Annotated in this window: 14 protein-coding genes, 1 pseudogene and 1 other annotated feature (1 of these 16 cut by a window edge); of the genes and pseudogenes, 9 read left to right on the plus strand and 6 right to left on the minus strand. The window is 34.1% G+C overall.

The genetic code is table 11. The annotated features are described in order from the left end of the window. Positions 1–178 (minus strand) — a binding site (T-box leader) (it extends 60 nt beyond the left edge of the window). A gap of 331 nt (positions 179–509) precedes the next feature. Both CWO92_RS00330 and CWO92_RS00335 read left to right on the plus strand, forming a co-directional pair. Beyond that, positions 510–1586 (plus strand): mechanosensitive ion channel family protein, encoded by a 1077-nt coding sequence (locus tag CWO92_RS00330; RefSeq protein WP_101352202.1) that lies wholly within the window; start codon positions 510–512, stop codon positions 1584–1586. Positions 1587–2034: 448 nt separating this feature from the next. After that, positions 2035–2601 (plus strand): MOSC domain-containing protein, encoded by a 567-nt coding sequence (locus tag CWO92_RS00335; protein WP_101352203.1) that lies wholly within the window; start codon positions 2035–2037, stop codon positions 2599–2601. A 595-nt stretch (positions 2602–3196) separates the two neighbouring features. Here the strand turns inward: CWO92_RS00335 and CWO92_RS25170 are convergent. The 5 genes from CWO92_RS25170 to CWO92_RS00360 all read right to left on the minus strand — a co-directional run bounded on the left by CWO92_RS25170 (position 3197) and on the right by CWO92_RS00360 (position 6931). Then, positions 3197–3349, minus strand: a complete 153-nt coding sequence (locus tag CWO92_RS25170; protein WP_158175691.1) for a hypothetical protein — start codon at positions 3347–3349, stop codon at positions 3197–3199. A 45-nt stretch (positions 3350–3394) separates the two neighbouring features. Then, positions 3395–3772, minus strand: coding sequence for a hypothetical protein (locus tag CWO92_RS00340; protein WP_101352204.1), 378 nt, complete (start codon positions 3770–3772; stop codon positions 3395–3397). A 103-nt stretch (positions 3773–3875) separates the two neighbouring features. After that, positions 3876–4076, minus strand: coding sequence for a heavy-metal-associated domain-containing protein (locus CWO92_RS00345; RefSeq protein ID WP_101352205.1), 201 nt, complete (start codon positions 4074–4076; stop codon positions 3876–3878). Positions 4077–4968: 892 nt separating this feature from the next. Further along, the gene (locus CWO92_RS00355) at positions 4969–5379 is read right to left on the minus strand and encodes a hypothetical protein (protein WP_199256867.1); all 411 of its coding nucleotides are present in this window, start codon (positions 5377–5379) and stop codon (positions 4969–4971) included. A 607-nt stretch (positions 5380–5986) separates the two neighbouring features. Next, the gene (locus tag CWO92_RS00360) at positions 5987–6931 is read right to left on the minus strand and encodes an EamA family transporter (RefSeq protein ID WP_101352759.1); all 945 of its coding nucleotides are present in this window, start codon (positions 6929–6931) and stop codon (positions 5987–5989) included. A gap of 124 nt (positions 6932–7055) precedes the next feature. Here CWO92_RS00360 and CWO92_RS00365 point away from each other — a divergent pair, with 124 nt between their 5' ends. The 4 genes and pseudogenes from CWO92_RS00365 to CWO92_RS25175 all read left to right on the plus strand — a co-directional run bounded on the left by CWO92_RS00365 (position 7056) and on the right by CWO92_RS25175 (position 8787). Continuing rightward, positions 7056–7928, plus strand: a complete 873-nt coding sequence (locus CWO92_RS00365; protein ID WP_101352206.1) for an AraC family transcriptional regulator — start codon at positions 7056–7058, stop codon at positions 7926–7928. Between the two features lie 165 nt (positions 7929–8093). Beyond that, a pseudogene (locus CWO92_RS25890) lies at positions 8094–8290 on the plus strand (NUDIX hydrolase); the annotation flags it as partial. A 3-nt stretch (positions 8291–8293) separates the two neighbouring features. Continuing rightward, on the plus strand, positions 8294–8497 hold the full coding sequence (locus CWO92_RS25810) for a type 2 periplasmic-binding domain-containing protein (protein WP_158175694.1): 204 nt from the start codon (positions 8294–8296) through the stop codon (positions 8495–8497). A 146-nt stretch (positions 8498–8643) separates the two neighbouring features. Then, entirely contained in the window at positions 8644–8787 is a 144-nt protein-coding gene (locus tag CWO92_RS25175) for a hypothetical protein (protein ID WP_165786584.1), read from the plus strand. 1846 nt (positions 8788–10633) lie between these two features. On the opposite strand, the gene CWO92_RS00375 is transcribed toward CWO92_RS25175, so the two are convergent. Next, positions 10634–11062 carry a DUF2383 domain-containing protein gene (locus CWO92_RS00375; protein ID WP_101352207.1) on the minus strand — a complete coding sequence of 143 codons (429 nt, stop codon included), beginning with the start codon at positions 11060–11062 and terminating at the stop codon, positions 10634–10636. 376 nt (positions 11063–11438) lie between these two features. On the opposite strand from CWO92_RS00375, the gene CWO92_RS00380 reads away from it, so the two are divergent. The 3 genes from CWO92_RS00380 (at position 11439) to CWO92_RS00390 (ending at position 14654) form a co-directional block, all read left to right on the plus strand. Continuing rightward, positions 11439–12338 carry a putative RNA methyltransferase gene (locus CWO92_RS00380; RefSeq protein ID WP_235851540.1) on the plus strand — a complete coding sequence of 300 codons (900 nt, stop codon included), beginning with the start codon at positions 11439–11441 and terminating at the stop codon, positions 12336–12338. Positions 12339–12656: 318 nt separating this feature from the next. Further along, positions 12657–13112 carry a GNAT family N-acetyltransferase gene (locus tag CWO92_RS00385; protein ID WP_101352209.1) on the plus strand — a complete coding sequence of 152 codons (456 nt, stop codon included), beginning with the start codon at positions 12657–12659 and terminating at the stop codon, positions 13110–13112. Between the two features lie 540 nt (positions 13113–13652). Beyond that, positions 13653–14654 carry a serine hydrolase domain-containing protein gene (locus CWO92_RS00390; protein WP_235851541.1) on the plus strand — a complete coding sequence of 334 codons (1002 nt, stop codon included), beginning with the start codon at positions 13653–13655 and terminating at the stop codon, positions 14652–14654. The last annotated feature ends 37 nt before the right edge of the window (positions 14655–14691 follow it).

The raw sequence follows: 14691 nt of genomic DNA on the forward strand, positions 1-14691 counted from the left end.
AACGCTAATATTGCTTACCCCAGTCCATAACGTGCTGGTAACGTCTAAGCCTACTTAAGATATCCCTTTCGGTTAGAACTCAAAGGTGTTCTTCATTCATGCTTCATCGCTAGGCTTCCACCGTCCCCAGCTCGCTATCGAATATAGCAAAAACTACTTTCCTCTTCGTCGATTTTATAATATGTAGTTTTCAAATGGATTTTTATTGTAATAATTTATCACAAAACCTTATCCTTTGTCCAGTTGCCACTAAAGAATAATCATTGGAATCAATATTGATGCAGGAATTATATAGTAAATTTTCAAAAAGTACTTAGCTATAGATCAATGAACGAGAAAGTTAGTATTGCAGGAGAAGTTCGATATTTTTAAATAATTAAACTTAATGATTTCTAACAGAAGGATGGACTTTATACCCATCCTTATTTTTTATTTATTTGCTAGAATATATATGGCGTTTACTCTTTAGTCAAATAAAGTAAAATTCATAACTTAATGAGGGTGAAAACATGGATATCCATACATTAAAAAATTGGATTCTTTCTTTCAATTATATGAGCTTAACCATCATTGCAGCTGTTGTAGTGGGAATGTTAATCATACGATGGGTTCTTCTTTGGAGTTTAAAAAAGCTTCCCAAACATTATACAGCATTAAGAAGTATCGTAAATTGGTTTACTTTTTATGGAACTCTGCTTTTTTTGCTCCTATACTTTTCAAAAGCAAAATGGATGTTTGCCAAGATATTTAAATTCGGGAAAGTGGATGTAACGCTATTCCTAATTATCGTGGCTGTATTAATCATTTCTTTAGCTAGTAGAATTTCCAAAATTTCAACCAATGTTTTACTACCAGGTATATACAATCGATATCATTTAGATAAAGGTACAAGATATACTTTCGACCGAGTTGTCCATTATTCCATTATGATTATCGCCATTATTGTCAGTTTAACGACAGTGGGGATAAATCTGAGTGCATTAACTATGTTTGCGGGCATTATCAGTGTTGGAATTGGGTTTGGACTACAAAACATTGCTTCCAACTTTATCTCTGGTGTTATTATCTTGTTTGAACGGCCGATAAAAGTCGGGGATCGTGTTCTTATTGATAACGTTATCGGAGACGTTGAAAAAATTAATATGCGCGCGACTATCATTAAAACAGTTAACAATGAACATATTATTGTCCCAAATTCCTATTTTTTAGGAGAAAAGGTCGTCAACCGTTCGTTTAGTGATCCAAGAATTCGATTATCTATTCCATTTAATGTGGCATATGGAACGGATGTAGAAAAACTAAGTGACATGCTCATGGAGGTTGCAAGAGAGGAAAGCTTGGTTTCACCAGCAGTTTTAATGGATCCGGAACCATCTGTGAGTTTTGTAGGATTTGGAGATTACTGTCTTAATTTCGAATTATCTCTCATGATATCTGATCCTAATCAGCTAGGTTCAATAAAAAGTAATATTAACTTTAGAATAAATAAGCTATTTATGGAAAATAAAATACAATTTCCGTTTCCACAACGGGATTTACGTATCAAAAGTATCGATAATGAGGCAGAAAAATATCATATTTTTTAATACACAAAAATGAATTAAAAGCTTCTGTGCAGTAGCTATAAGCACGGAGGCTTTTTAGTCTCAGTAGATAGAACTTTCGTTTTTTTGGTAACAAATATTATCTTCTTCTAAATTCTATATCTGAGTTCTGAAGGTTGATTTTTCATCAAAAATAACGCTTCATTAGTTAAAGACTGGGGGATACGATGAAATTACAACCTGAAATCTTTTTATATTCTCAAGCAAAAATTATCATTCATTGCTAAAAATTAAAATTCAAAAGGAAAAATAGAGCAACCTGGCTTTATATATAGATGAAAAGTAATGGGAGCAATAGTTGAAGATGAAGCCGCAACTTATGCGGCTTTTTTTCTTGAAGGCATGGGCGTGTAAATGTAAGAAGGAATAATTAAATCCTACTCGAATATAAAGAAACAGGGAATAAAAAACGGAAGGCTGTGAAGATTAAATGCTTGATGAAAAAAATGGGAGTTCAATCTTGGGATCGGTCTTAGCGGTTAGTCTCAGTAAAAAGCATACATTTAGTAAAGACAATCAAGAGAGTATAAAATTGGTAGAGGGTTTAGGGGTTGAAGGCGATGCACACTTTGGATCAACCGTGCAACATCGTTCGAGAGTAGCTCAAAATCCGAATCAACCCAACCTAAGACAAGTGCATTTAATTCAAAATGAGTTATTCGAGGAGTTAGCAGACCGTTTTATTATTAGACCTGGACAATTAGGGGAAAATATAACAACTGTAGGAATAAATCTTATTGAATTACCAACTGACACAATTTTATCTATAGGTGAGTCTGCGATTATTAAAGTAACGGGCTTACGAAATCCTTGTGCACAAATAGAGAATTTTAAACCGGGTCTATTAAAGGCTGTTTTGGATAAGGATTCAGATGGAAATCTAATAAGAAAAGCTGGAATAATGGGCGTTATATTAAGCGGGGGAGTAGTGAAACCAGGTGATCGCATCTGTGTTGAATTACCTGCCAAACCTTTTAAGAAACTTGAACGTGTTTAAAGCTGAATGGTGGAATTAATTTTAGTTAATATGGCACTTATTAATTCGAAAATAAGGGCTATCCAAACATTGGCTAAGAGGTAGGATTGCTCATAACAGCGAAATGAATGGGAAAATTAATTAAGATGGTAAAATGTCTGCGGAAAGAAACATGATGAATATTGAATAAAAAGAGATTGTTTTCGTGAACTTAGGTAAGAGATATAGGGTCTTTCATCAGTTGCGAAGAATGAGTCAGGACAAAATAAAATTTATGGATTTTTCAATTTATAAATATCGCGGGGGTACGATATGAAACTGCAGATTAAAATTAGTTTTGTTATCCTCACAATTGTGGGGGAGAATATTTTTATTTAACAGCGGTGAATAGTGCCCTTTATCTGTCTTTTTTCTCAAGTATGGTCACATTCCCTTCAAAATCGTTCCCGTACAACAGCATTATTCGGAAGAACGGTCACATTCGCGTTTTGTTCCATCTGCCGAGTAGGACGTTACCAGCCATGAATGATAAAAGCATCCGACGTGGATGCTTTTTGTGAGAATTTAATTTCTAAATACGTTGAAACTTTGAATGAATACCTAAGGGATATTTTTGCTATTTCTGTTGCTTGCCTGTTTTAGCTACTTCTGTATTTGGAACAGACTGAGGAGAATGGTGGTCTACACTTCCACCATTAGGCGGACCAAAAGTATGAGCATCATCCGTAATCTTAGCTCCTTCTGAAAAATTATCCTTTGTTTTTTTCATATCTTTCACCTCCATTTTTTAGTATGTGTTTTCCTTTTCATAGTATTAATTGGATTTATATTCTGCCTGATAAGAATTCAATCCAGCGTGAACGGATAATAAGGTATCAGCGTAACCAACTAACCGATTGACTACTTCGTCTGCAATGGCGTATACAAGTGGGTGAAGTTCAGGGTGGAAAAGCTTTTCGTCATCAAAGATAATCGTTGTATTAATAAATATCTCCTTATTTCCATACAGGTTATAATGAATAATTGCCTTTCCTGCAGCTCCACCAGTTTGAGGATCCGCATAGTTCTTCATAAAAATGTACCATTCTTCAGCAGTAGCGGAACGGAAATTCTTTGTAAATTTTAAGGAATGCACTTCCTCCTCTATTTCTTTGTTTGTCTGCAAATCTACAATTGTTTTATCCTTTTTCATTTGTAGTCACCTTTACACGTATGGAAACCTATGACAATATTTGGCACTTCCTCGGATTTCTTAATTGCAGACTCATTTTGTCATTCAGGCCCATATGGATTCTTTAGCAAAAGTTATGCTGCTTTAAGGTATTGACGATTTGTTCTATTGAGATTTTTTCATCATCAAATTCAACTTTAATTTCGCCATCAGAAGTGTCTAATAATACTCTTTCAATGCCATCCAACTGATGTAGGAGACGTTCGATTTCTTGAATCGGTTTCTCGGATGTTGCGTCATTAACAAAAATTGTTTCTTCTGCCATTGATGTTTACTCCTTTAAAGTGATTTCTTTTATTTTCCCCGGAAATGAAAACATCAAACGAAAAAAATAACTTCCCTTTTTTGGTAACTTATAAGTTGTATCGAAAAGAGCATCTTTTTTAGGAAACCTCTGTTAAAGATATTAAAATTCAATAAGAAAGATAACTGGGTAACTAACTGAATTCTGTTGTATATTTACGGCGATTGCGGCTTTTGATATTGTAGAGGATGCAACTGGAACAGTTGGCACTGTATTACATTGGTCAACTGTAATGGAAGTTCTAGATTATGAGGAATATGTAGGAGAGTATTAACGATTGAATGGAGCAAATCTAATTCACTAACGAGTGAGTTAATCGAAATAATTAACGCACATTGTTTGAATTTAGTAGGCCAACCGATGCAGTCTGCAAATTAGAGATAGGAAACTAAACGACTGCTTTATGATAGAAAAAATGCACCTCAACTTTATTTGGGGAGCAACTCCATTGTCAATGGATTTTCCAGATGGGAGAACATGCCTGCAGACTCCTTGTTGAGGTGTAATATTATTAACTTGGTAATTTACTTCATCATTTTCAGTTAGGGGGATCCACATTACAAGGGTAAGGAGAATCGATACTTGAAATGGTCAAGAGGGAGTTGAATGTGTTTATGGAATAGATAAGTTCATTTCTTATCTTCAGCGCTTTTCACCAGTAATGCCTCTTTTTTCCGTCACATACGATATATCTTATTTTTAATCCGTTCATTTCTAACAGCCTTTATATCTTTAATATATTCATTTGACAAGGCAAATTCAGCATATTGTCAGTTGTATAAAAGCGTTTCAAAAGAGTAACTTCCTGTATTTGATATTTAAATCAAGCCTTTTTCTGTATTTAGTGAATTCGTTATCCGTGAAAATCACCTGTATTTTGATTAACTGTTACGTAGGGATTTTGATCCGTATCCACTTCCTTAACCCAAACTTCCCAATTTCCATTACCTATATACTTATAGTGACTAGGAGTAACATGATAACCGTTATATAATTCTTTCTCAAATGTTTTTACCCAGGCACCTGTCGGTTGGTTTGTAGCTTGATTGCCAGTATGGGCTGAACTTGTTTCTTTATTAGTCGTTCCATTTTTATTCGTCGTTGTGAAATCATTATTAGAATGCGTATTTTTGTTGGACGTATCGCTTGAATTTGAAATCGTCGAAGCCTGATTTTTTGTTGTCGAGCCACCTGAAGAACTGTTACAAGCAGACAATGAAAATAATAATATGGCAGATAATATAGTAGGGATGAAAATTTTCAATTTTAAAACTCCTTTCACTTATACATTCTAGCAAAACGTGGTAATTATATGGAAGGTCTAATTAGAAATAATCTCTAGATTATTCAGTTAACTGCATCTATCACTTTTCATTATATGTATCTTGAAGAATTAGTGTTTAATGCTGGATCTTGCATACCCAGAAACTTTTACTACCCGTATAAATACCAATCGAGGAGTCTTATTTTGCAATAGGATTATTTAAATTATGTGGTTTAGTATTTGATGTGGGCAATCGTAGAAGAAGAAAGTGCTAAAATAACGGTAAACTTTAATTGTTTGGGGGAATTTAATTGAAGAAACCAGTTGAGGATCTATTTATGCAAATGAAGGAGAAAATATAGGGATTAGGGGATTTAGTTGCCAGATAGACGAAGAAGGCAAAAAGATAGATGATATTGATTAGGAATTTCTTTAAGTAATGGAACCGATATATTATATTACAAACGACAGTGTACAGACAATTTCATATCTGTGTTTGTTGGAAACATCCTTGTATTGCAGATAATGACCATCAAACATGGTACGGTACTGACATTTTTATGGTAACCAAAAAGTAGAATTAAAGTTATTTTACAAGAATCCCCTTTTATATTGAACCATAAGGGGATTCTTGTGCCTTGTTATGTAAAGATGTTTTTGTATTAAAAGCAAGTAACAGAAGCATTCCAAAAATACAAGCTGTACCAACCCATTGGAATATTCCAAAGGATTCTTTTAACCAAAAAACGGTTGTAAGCACAGCTGAAAGAGGTTCTAAACTACCTAATAAACTTGTTTCTTTTGGTGTCAGACTTTGCAGGCTCGCTATAAAAAACCAAAAGGCAATCATGGTTCCAAATATGATTACAAACGCTAAAAATAGAAATGTCTTAACTGTAAAATTAGTAAAATTTCCTTGCCATATTGGATGAACAAAGCTCAGTGCAATACCACCGATAATCATTGCCCAACCAACTATTACAATTGGAGAATGCTTTTTTAGGAGTTCAACAGCATATAGTGTGTAGAACGCAGCAGCTACCCCTGAAAGAACGCCCCAAAAAACAGCAAGTGATGACACAGATAACTGTGTTATAGATCCATTAGTTAACAAGAAAAAGCAACCAACTATGGATAGAACCATAATCATTAAATCACGTTTTGTTAATACGGCTTGTTTTCGCAAAATGAAATAAAAAATAATCATAACGGGAGATAAATTTTGCAGGAGAGTGGCAACAGCTGCATTTCCATAGCTAATGGAAGCCATATACGTATATTGAACTCCAAGCATTCCAATGGCTCCAAATATTATTAGTGGAATAGCAGTGCTTCGGTGCTTCCATACTCTAATGATTTGCGAGCGATCCTTTCCAAAAAGCTTTACTGATAAAAGCAATAAGCCTGCTATTAATAGACGAGTAGTCACAAGCCAATTTACATCGATTGATTGATATTTAAACAGTTGTCCAGAAACAGTTCCGCCAACACCCCAAAAAATCGCCCCTGTAATCACAAGAATGAAGCCTTTCAACCTATTAGTTTTAATCATCATAAGTCGCCAACCTTACATATAAAAATAGTGTTATTATGTTCTTATGATAAAAGGTAATTCCCTTTTTAGAATACAAATATTGAATAAAAAAATGTAAGGATATTGAGGTGGAAGGTTTTTAATGAAAAGCTTTCAGATTGATCAAAATCTAAAAGAAATGACACAACATCGTACAGTTGATTTGCCGATGGCATGTTATGAAACAACCATTCATCAAAACATCCACGGTTATATCCCTTTGCATTGGCATGATGAGATTCAATTTGTGCGAATTATAAGGGGGGAAGCTATCTTTAAAATAAATGAGGAAAGTATTGTAGTTGGAGAAGGTGACGGGTTATATATAAATAGTGGTTGTTTGCACATGGCAGAAGAAATAAATCAATCCAATTGTGTGTATGTTTGTTTAAATGTTTCACCATATTTTGTATTACATTCAGAGTTTTATAATAACTATGTATATCCATATATTCGAGCAACCAATCTTCCATATTTGTTCTTAGATTCTAACGATTTTTGGGCTAGGAACATATTAGATGCTATTCTTAAAATAAAAAAATTAATAGAACGAAAACCAACACTCTTTGAACTCGATATTACCGTACATTTAACATTCATTTGGCAAAACTTAATGAATAATGGATTTAAACTCGAACATAATCCAGTGGAAATGCAAAAGGATCAACGAATGAAGCAAATGTTAAATTGGATTCATCAACATTACACGGGTAAAATTTTGCTTGACGATATAGCTAAAGCCGGACAGTTAAGCCGTTCCGAATGCTGTCGATATTTTAAGCGAATCTTAAATACCACACCATTAAATTACGTGACGAATTATCGCATTCAAAAAAGCTCAGTTTTCTTAAAACAAACGGATGCGAGTGTTACAGAAGTAGCTTATCAAGTAGGATTTAACAGTACGAGCTATTTTATCGATAAATTTAAGAAATTAATGGATATGACACCATTAGAGTATAAAAGATTAAAATAAAAGGTAGTGGCTAGTATCCATGTTTGCCAGTGCATTAAGGAATATTAGTCAGTCGTACATGTAGATAAATCTGTTCAGAAAAATAAAGAGATCAGCCGGAATGACACTTAAGGGATTACCTTAAATAAATGTTAATTTGGAAAATGGTTCAGTAAATATTGGACAATCCTTTCAGCAGCAACCATTGTCCTTAATGAGGAAAACGAAATTCTATTAATCAAGGGACCTTGGAGATGTTGCGAAATGCCGGGTGGGCAAGTGGAAGAAGGAGAATCATTGAAAGCTGCCGCACTTAGGGAACGAAAGAGGAATCAGGTACTGATATTGAGATTATAAAATTTTGCGGTATTTTTCAAAATGTGGTAGTGAACGGTTTAGGATATGGAATACTTCCGAGTGTTCTTGTTCAGGATCATCCAAACCTTAATCGAATAATTCTCAAAGATAGAAAAGGAAACCACCTAGTAAGAAAAACTTGGATGTTGTTTCATAAAAATTCTCTTGAGTTCAAGGTAGTAAAAGTATTTATAGAGTTTGTAAAAAAATTGGACTTTACTTCAGCTATTTAAAAAAGTGTGAGCAGCTGCTCACGCTTTTTTATTTGATGGAATCAGTAGCAGTTGTCATTCTTCTTTTGAATGGATATCGATGAATTTTTTATATTTCAACTAAGTAGATATTGTTTTTACAATGAAATGGAGGAGGGGAGAGAATAATGGAAGGCAATTCAAAGAAACTCATTACCTTTTTTATGGAGCAAGAAGGGAAAGACTTCGATACTATCTTAAAGGATGAAAATGATGAAATCGTTGGATTTAGTTTTATGACTTATGTAAAGGCCAAATGGGCAGATATTTAGTCTGGAGATGACCTTTAGAAAGGTTATAAAGGCCAAGAGGACAGGTATTTAGGCAGAAGATGTCTTTTAGAAAGGTTATAAAGGCCAAGAGGACAGATATTTTGTCTGGAGATGACCTTTAGAATGGTTGTAAAGGCCAAGAGGACAGATATTTTGCTTGTAGATGACCTTTAGAATGGTTGTAAAGGCCAAGTGGGCAGATATTTTGCTTGTAGATGACCTTTAGAATGGTTGTAAAGGCCAAGAGGACAGATATTTAGTCTTGAGATGACCTTAAGAACGGTTGTAAAGGCCAAATGGATAGGTATTTAGGCAGAAGATGTCTTTTAAAAAGGTTATAAAGGCCAAGAGGACAGATATTTTGTCTGGAGATGACCTTTAGAAAGGTTATAAAGGCCAAGAGGACAGGTATTTAGGCAGAAGATGTCTTTTAGAAAGGTTATAAAGGCCAAGAGGACAGATATTTTGTCTGGAGATGACCTTTAGAATGGTTGTAAAGGCCAAGAGGACAGATATTTTGCTTGTAGATGACCTTTAGAATGGTTGTAAAGGCCAAGTGGGCAGATATTTTGCTTGTAGATGACCTTTAGAATGGTTGTAAAGGCCAAGAGGACAGATATTTAGTCTTGAGATGACCTTAAGAACGGTTGTAAAGGCCAAATGGATAGGTATTTAGGCAGAAGATGTCTTTTAAAAAGGTTATAAAGGCCAAGAGGACAGATATTTTGTCTGGAGATGACCTTTAGAAAGGTTATAAAGGCCAAGAGGACAGGTATTTAGGCAGAAGATGTCTTTTAGAAAGGTTATAAAGGCCAAGAGGACAGATATTTTGTCTGGAGATGACCTTTAGAATGGTTGTAAAGGCCAAGAGGACAGATATTTTGCTTGTAGATGACCTTTAGAATGGTTGTAAAGGCCAAGTGGACAGATATTTTGTTTGTAGATGACCTTTAGAATGGTTGTAAAGGCCAAGAGGACAGATATTTTGCTTGTAGATGACCTTTAGAATGGTTGTAAAGGCCAAGTGGACAGGTATTTTGTGTGGAAATGACCTTTAGAAAGGTTGTAAAGGCCAAGTGGACAGGTATTTTGTCTGGAGATGACCTTTAGAAAGGTTGTAAAGGCCAAATGGACAGGTATTTAGGCAGAAGATGTCTTTTAGAAAAGGTATAAAGACCAAGTGAATAGATATTTAGTCTGGAGATGTACTTAAGAATGATTGTAAAGGCCAAATGGACAGGTATTTAGGCAGAAGATGTCTTTTAGAAAGGGTATAAAGACCAAGTGGACAGATATTAGGCAGAAGATGACCTTTAGAAAGGATATAAAGGCTAAATAGACTGATATTTTGCTAGAGTTGTTCCTTCGAGCCCTTGTATAGCTGTAAAGGGTTCTTCTAACCAATCAAGGTCATTCTTCATATTCATCCCATCCCGACCACGAGTAACTCCAATATAAATCTCTGCCGCTAAATCATGCCTCAACGCTTTTTTATTATGTAAACTGGCCAGATTAATCGGATAGTGTACGATACTAGTACTAATCTAGAATGTAGACTTTATCAAAATACTTTGCTTGTATCCACGCATCTATTTAAATAAGTGGTTTCATTCATTCGAGTAAAATTGAGTTATGATTGGCGAATCCATTTAATAACGAGATCGTCCAACAGATATATGTTTCTCAAAAAAACTATAACGTAATAAAGTAAGCCAATTAAATTGATATAGAAATTGGAATAGTTAATCGTTGTTTAACTGTCAATGAATACTGAATATAGAGATGGTTGGGAGAAACGAGTAGATATACGGAGAGACCATCAACTGGCTTTGATGGTCTATTGATTTTAATGGAGTAATTGCTTTAGTTTTCCAACATGTCTTCTGTTAGTGTTAATAACGTCTTCCACAATTTGTTTGCTCGTCTCGTCTAAATCTCCCTTAACTAGCTCTTCTGAATAGTGGACACCATAGTTATCTATTCCTTCTATTGCATCCTCAATGATTTTGTTTTTATCGTGAGGCAGCTTTACTTTATGCATGAAACTGTGAATGGATCCAGATATCCCTTCACTATCAGCTGGGACTCCACCAAGGTCCTGAATACGCTTAGCTAACTTGGAGGCGTTCTGTTTTAAATCCTGTTGCATCGTTTGGAAGTTCTGCTTCAAATCGGTCTTATCTAGCTCTTGAATATAATGCTCAAATGCACGTATACCCATGTAGGTTCCTCTCAGTATAGTGTTTAATTCTTCAACAATAATTTCATTCGTCATTTACATCACATCCTTTACGCGAACATGCTTATGGTTACTTTATTAGCGTACCCACTATTTAACAATCTTTATGTAAAGTGTATAAATGATCTCCCCTATAATAAGCAATTATCCAAATGATTCTTCAAAGATCCAGCAGTTCAGTGCGGAAAATGGGTTTGTAAATACGTTTAAGATTCGTTATTATTTATGTATGGGTTTAATCCCTATATTTGTAATAAGGAGATATTTCCATGATTATTCAATTCATTCGTTTTAGATAAAACCGGGTATAGACTACTTTCAAATCCAACTCATCTTTAAAAAAAATATGATGAGGGTTTATTTGTCTATGCCTTTTTCATGTATCTAAAAACAAATGAATGAGGTGACTTCCTTGTTACAAGAGAATAAAAGAACTAATAGTGCAAAATATGTAAGCAACCATGAAAACATTTTTGCCTGTCCAATTTGTAAATCGTCAATGAAGGTTGTCGAGTATAAAAGTTTAATTTGCTCAAATCATCATACGTTTGATTTTGCCAAGCAAGGATATTTGAACTTGACGACTCATTCAGTAAATACCAAGTACAGCAAAGAGCTTTTTGAAGCAAGAAGAGCACTTATTACCAAAGGTGCATTTTATAAACCATTAAGCCACGTAATTGCAAAAATGATTAATAATCATCTTATTAAGACAAAAGAAACAATATCTATACTTGATGTGGGATGTGGTGAGGGTTCACATCTTTATAATGTTTGCGATATTGTTGCCCCTGACTTCTCTAAAAATGTAGTAGGGGTAGGAATTGATATTTCTAAAGAAGGAATCATTGTAGCTTCAAAGAACTATTCTAATAAAATTTGGGCAGTTGCTGACCTTGCTAATACACCATTTAAGAGTAAAGAATTTGATGTTATTCTTAATATTTTATCTCCTTCAAATTACGCTGAATTTAATAGATTGCTGAAATCAGATGGTTTCGTAATTAAAGTTGTGCCTCAAAGTGATTATTTAAAAGAGCTACGACAACATCTATATCGTGAAACAGAAAAGCAACATTACTCTAATTTGGAAACCGTAGAGAGATTTAACGAGAATTTTCAATCTGTTGAAAGTTTAAGGTTAAATTACACCGTGAATCTTAACAAATCTTCCATTGCATGGTTGATTCAAATGACTCCATTAACGTGGTCAACAACAGAAGAACAGGTGAAATCTTTTTTAAATAAGAATTTGTCTCCAATAACGGTAGATTTAGATATATTAATTGGAAAAAACAAAAATAAAAAATAGACTAATATGTAAGAAGGAAAGTAACTATTGCTTGTTAGAAAAGGAATGTCTCCAATTTTGGGACATTCTTTTATTATCTAGAATCCAATTTAAAATACTTGTATATTACTTTCATTTATTTGGCAGATCAGAAACGCACACATTAATTTTGCGTTAAAACTTAGGGTATCGTTTGATAGTAACTTTAGAAAAAGGATAAATCAATTTATAAAGAACCTTAATATTAATTTGTTTTCTTTATTAAATGGAGGAGAATTAATTGTCGAGAAATAACACAGTTAATCAAAAGAAATAATATTTAAAACAGGGGGAGTATAATTGGAATTCAATTTTTTGGATTTTGATGTTATTAAAGGAGAAGAAATTGATTTATTTCTTGTAAACACAGTCCCAGGAAATAAAGATAAGAACTGGGTTCCTGCTTATCATTTTGATATTTATTTAAGCGGTTCCTCCGAATCTATCGGAAAAATAGATATTAGAATTGGGTACAATGAAAATTTATACTATGGTGGACACATAGGATATACAGTTAAGGAGGAATTTAGAGGAAATCATTATGCTGCAAAAGCCGTATTGCTTTTAAAGAAAGTGGCACATGCTCATGGAATGGAGAAACTGATTGTTACCTGCAACCCAGATAACATCGCTTCAAGAAAAACATGCGAGTATGTTGGGGCAAATCTAGTAAAAATAGTTGATATACCAGAATACAACGATATGTATCAGCGAGGAGAAAAAGAAGTATGTATATATGAATGGGTGCTATGCTAGCAGATAGATTCCATCATAATAATATAACAAACGAAGTGTTTTCCTCTTTATAACAATTCCTATCGAGTACAAAATTTTAAATGTATGAAGGTTAAGCAGGATTGCTTATTAAGAAAAACAAATCTATAAAACGAATGAGCAAAGATTGGGGTTATTATATTTGATCATTGATTATTTTATGTTTCATGCAATGCCTGAGGAAAAGATATAGAAGGAATTTTGGAATTACATAAAGATGTTTTTTGGCACTTCTGATGGATTAATGAAAAAATTTTTATAGCTGGCTCGGAGGAGTGGATATTACTATAGAAAAAATGGTTTTGATGTTATCAGTACATATACAGATCAAAAAGGTGTCCACAAAATTGTCCTTGAAAAAAATATATTTAACGAGCATTTCCGCTAATACCAAGATAAAGAAATTCTCAATATTTACAATAAGAAAAAGGATATTTTTATATTTAGTAGAAATCTAATTTGTAGAATATAAAAGCATCCTAGATGAATAATGGACATACCGAATATGGAGGAGGGAGTGCTTTGAATAAAGTTGAAACACGTATGGAGTCCTGCATTAATGCTTATCACGCAGAAAAACCGTTAAGCGGGACTATTTTAATATCAAAGGATGACAACGTAATTTATGAAAAAGCATTTGGAGAGGCAAGCATTCAACTAGGGGTTCCCAATAAGATTGAGACAAAGTACCATATTGCATCTGTGACAAAAATGTTTATAGCGGCAGCTGCCTTAAAACTGCATGGCAAAGGTCAAATCAACCTCGATTATCACCCCAGCACATATTTGTCAGGTTTAGACGATTTACACCGAAAGATCACACTTCATCATTTGCTCTCACATACATCTGGCCTTTTTGATATTTATGATGTTCCAAATCTTCGGCATGAGGTTAGTAAGTTGCTTCATGAGAACGGAAATTTTCTAAGATATTTAGGAAGACAAGAACAACTATTTACACCTGGTGAAAAATGGAAATATAGTAGCACGGGCTTTTTATTAATCTCCTATATATTGGAGGAAGTAACAGGGAAACCTTTTGAAAAGGTTTTAAAAGAAATGTTTTTTGAACCGCTGGGAATGGAAGATACTGGACAGGATAACCCACGACTTATCCATGTTAATCGCGCATATGGGCACACCATTGTAAATGGAGAATATAGAAATGCTGAGAACGATAAATTAGCAGATCTTGTACAAGCACCCGGAGAACTTTACTCAACTGTCAGGGATTTAAATAAGTGGTGCAACGCTATTTTATCAGGAAAGGTATTAGATGAGGAATTATCGAATAAGATGTTCACACCATACGCCACGGTTGATTTTGATCCAGGGTTAAAGTATGGATATGGTTGGTTTTTAAGGGGGGATCTTCGTCTAATTGGTGGAGGAACACCGGGTTTTCGATCAGAAATTTTTCAATATCCCGACCATAAGATAAATGTTATCATGTTGTGGAATAATGAAAAAATACAATCTCACGAATTGTTTTGGCAGATTAATCGTGCTCTATTTGATGAATGAAAATAGTTATAGGTGAACAGCTGTAACTTCTTCCAGA

The sequence above is a fragment of the Heyndrickxia camelliae genome, from assembly GCF_002844575.1.
Taxonomy (GTDB): Bacteria; Bacillota; Bacilli; order Bacillales; family Bacillaceae_C; genus Margalitia; species Margalitia camelliae.

What these genes read in the sequence shown, in the direction of transcription:
- CWO92_RS00335 (WP_101352203.1), top strand. Translation starts at nt 2,035, where the DNA reads ATGCTTGATGAAAAAAATGGGAGTTCAATCTTGGGATCGGTCTTAGCG.
- CWO92_RS00365 (WP_101352206.1), top strand. Translation starts at nt 7,056, where the DNA reads ATGAAAAGCTTTCAGATTGATCAAAATCTAAAAGAAATGACACAACAT.
- CWO92_RS25170 (WP_158175691.1), bottom strand. Translation starts at nt 3,349, where the DNA reads ATGAAAAAAACAAAGGATAATTTTTCAGAAGGAGCTAAGATTACGGAT.
- CWO92_RS00375 (WP_101352207.1), bottom strand. Translation starts at nt 11,062, where the DNA reads ATGACGAATGAAATTATTGTTGAAGAATTAAACACTATACTGAGAGGA.
- CWO92_RS00360 (WP_101352759.1), bottom strand. Translation starts at nt 6,931, where the DNA reads ATGATTAAAACTAATAGGTTGAAAGGCTTCATTCTTGTGATTACAGGG.
- CWO92_RS25175 (WP_165786584.1), top strand. Translation starts at nt 8,644, where the DNA reads ATGGAAGGCAATTCAAAGAAACTCATTACCTTTTTTATGGAGCAAGAA.
- CWO92_RS00345 (WP_101352205.1), bottom strand. Translation starts at nt 4,076, where the DNA reads ATGGCAGAAGAAACAATTTTTGTTAATGACGCAACATCCGAGAAACCG.
- CWO92_RS00330 (WP_101352202.1), top strand. Translation starts at nt 510, where the DNA reads ATGGATATCCATACATTAAAAAATTGGATTCTTTCTTTCAATTATATG.
- CWO92_RS00340 (WP_101352204.1), bottom strand. Translation starts at nt 3,772, where the DNA reads ATGAAAAAGGATAAAACAATTGTAGATTTGCAGACAAACAAAGAAATA.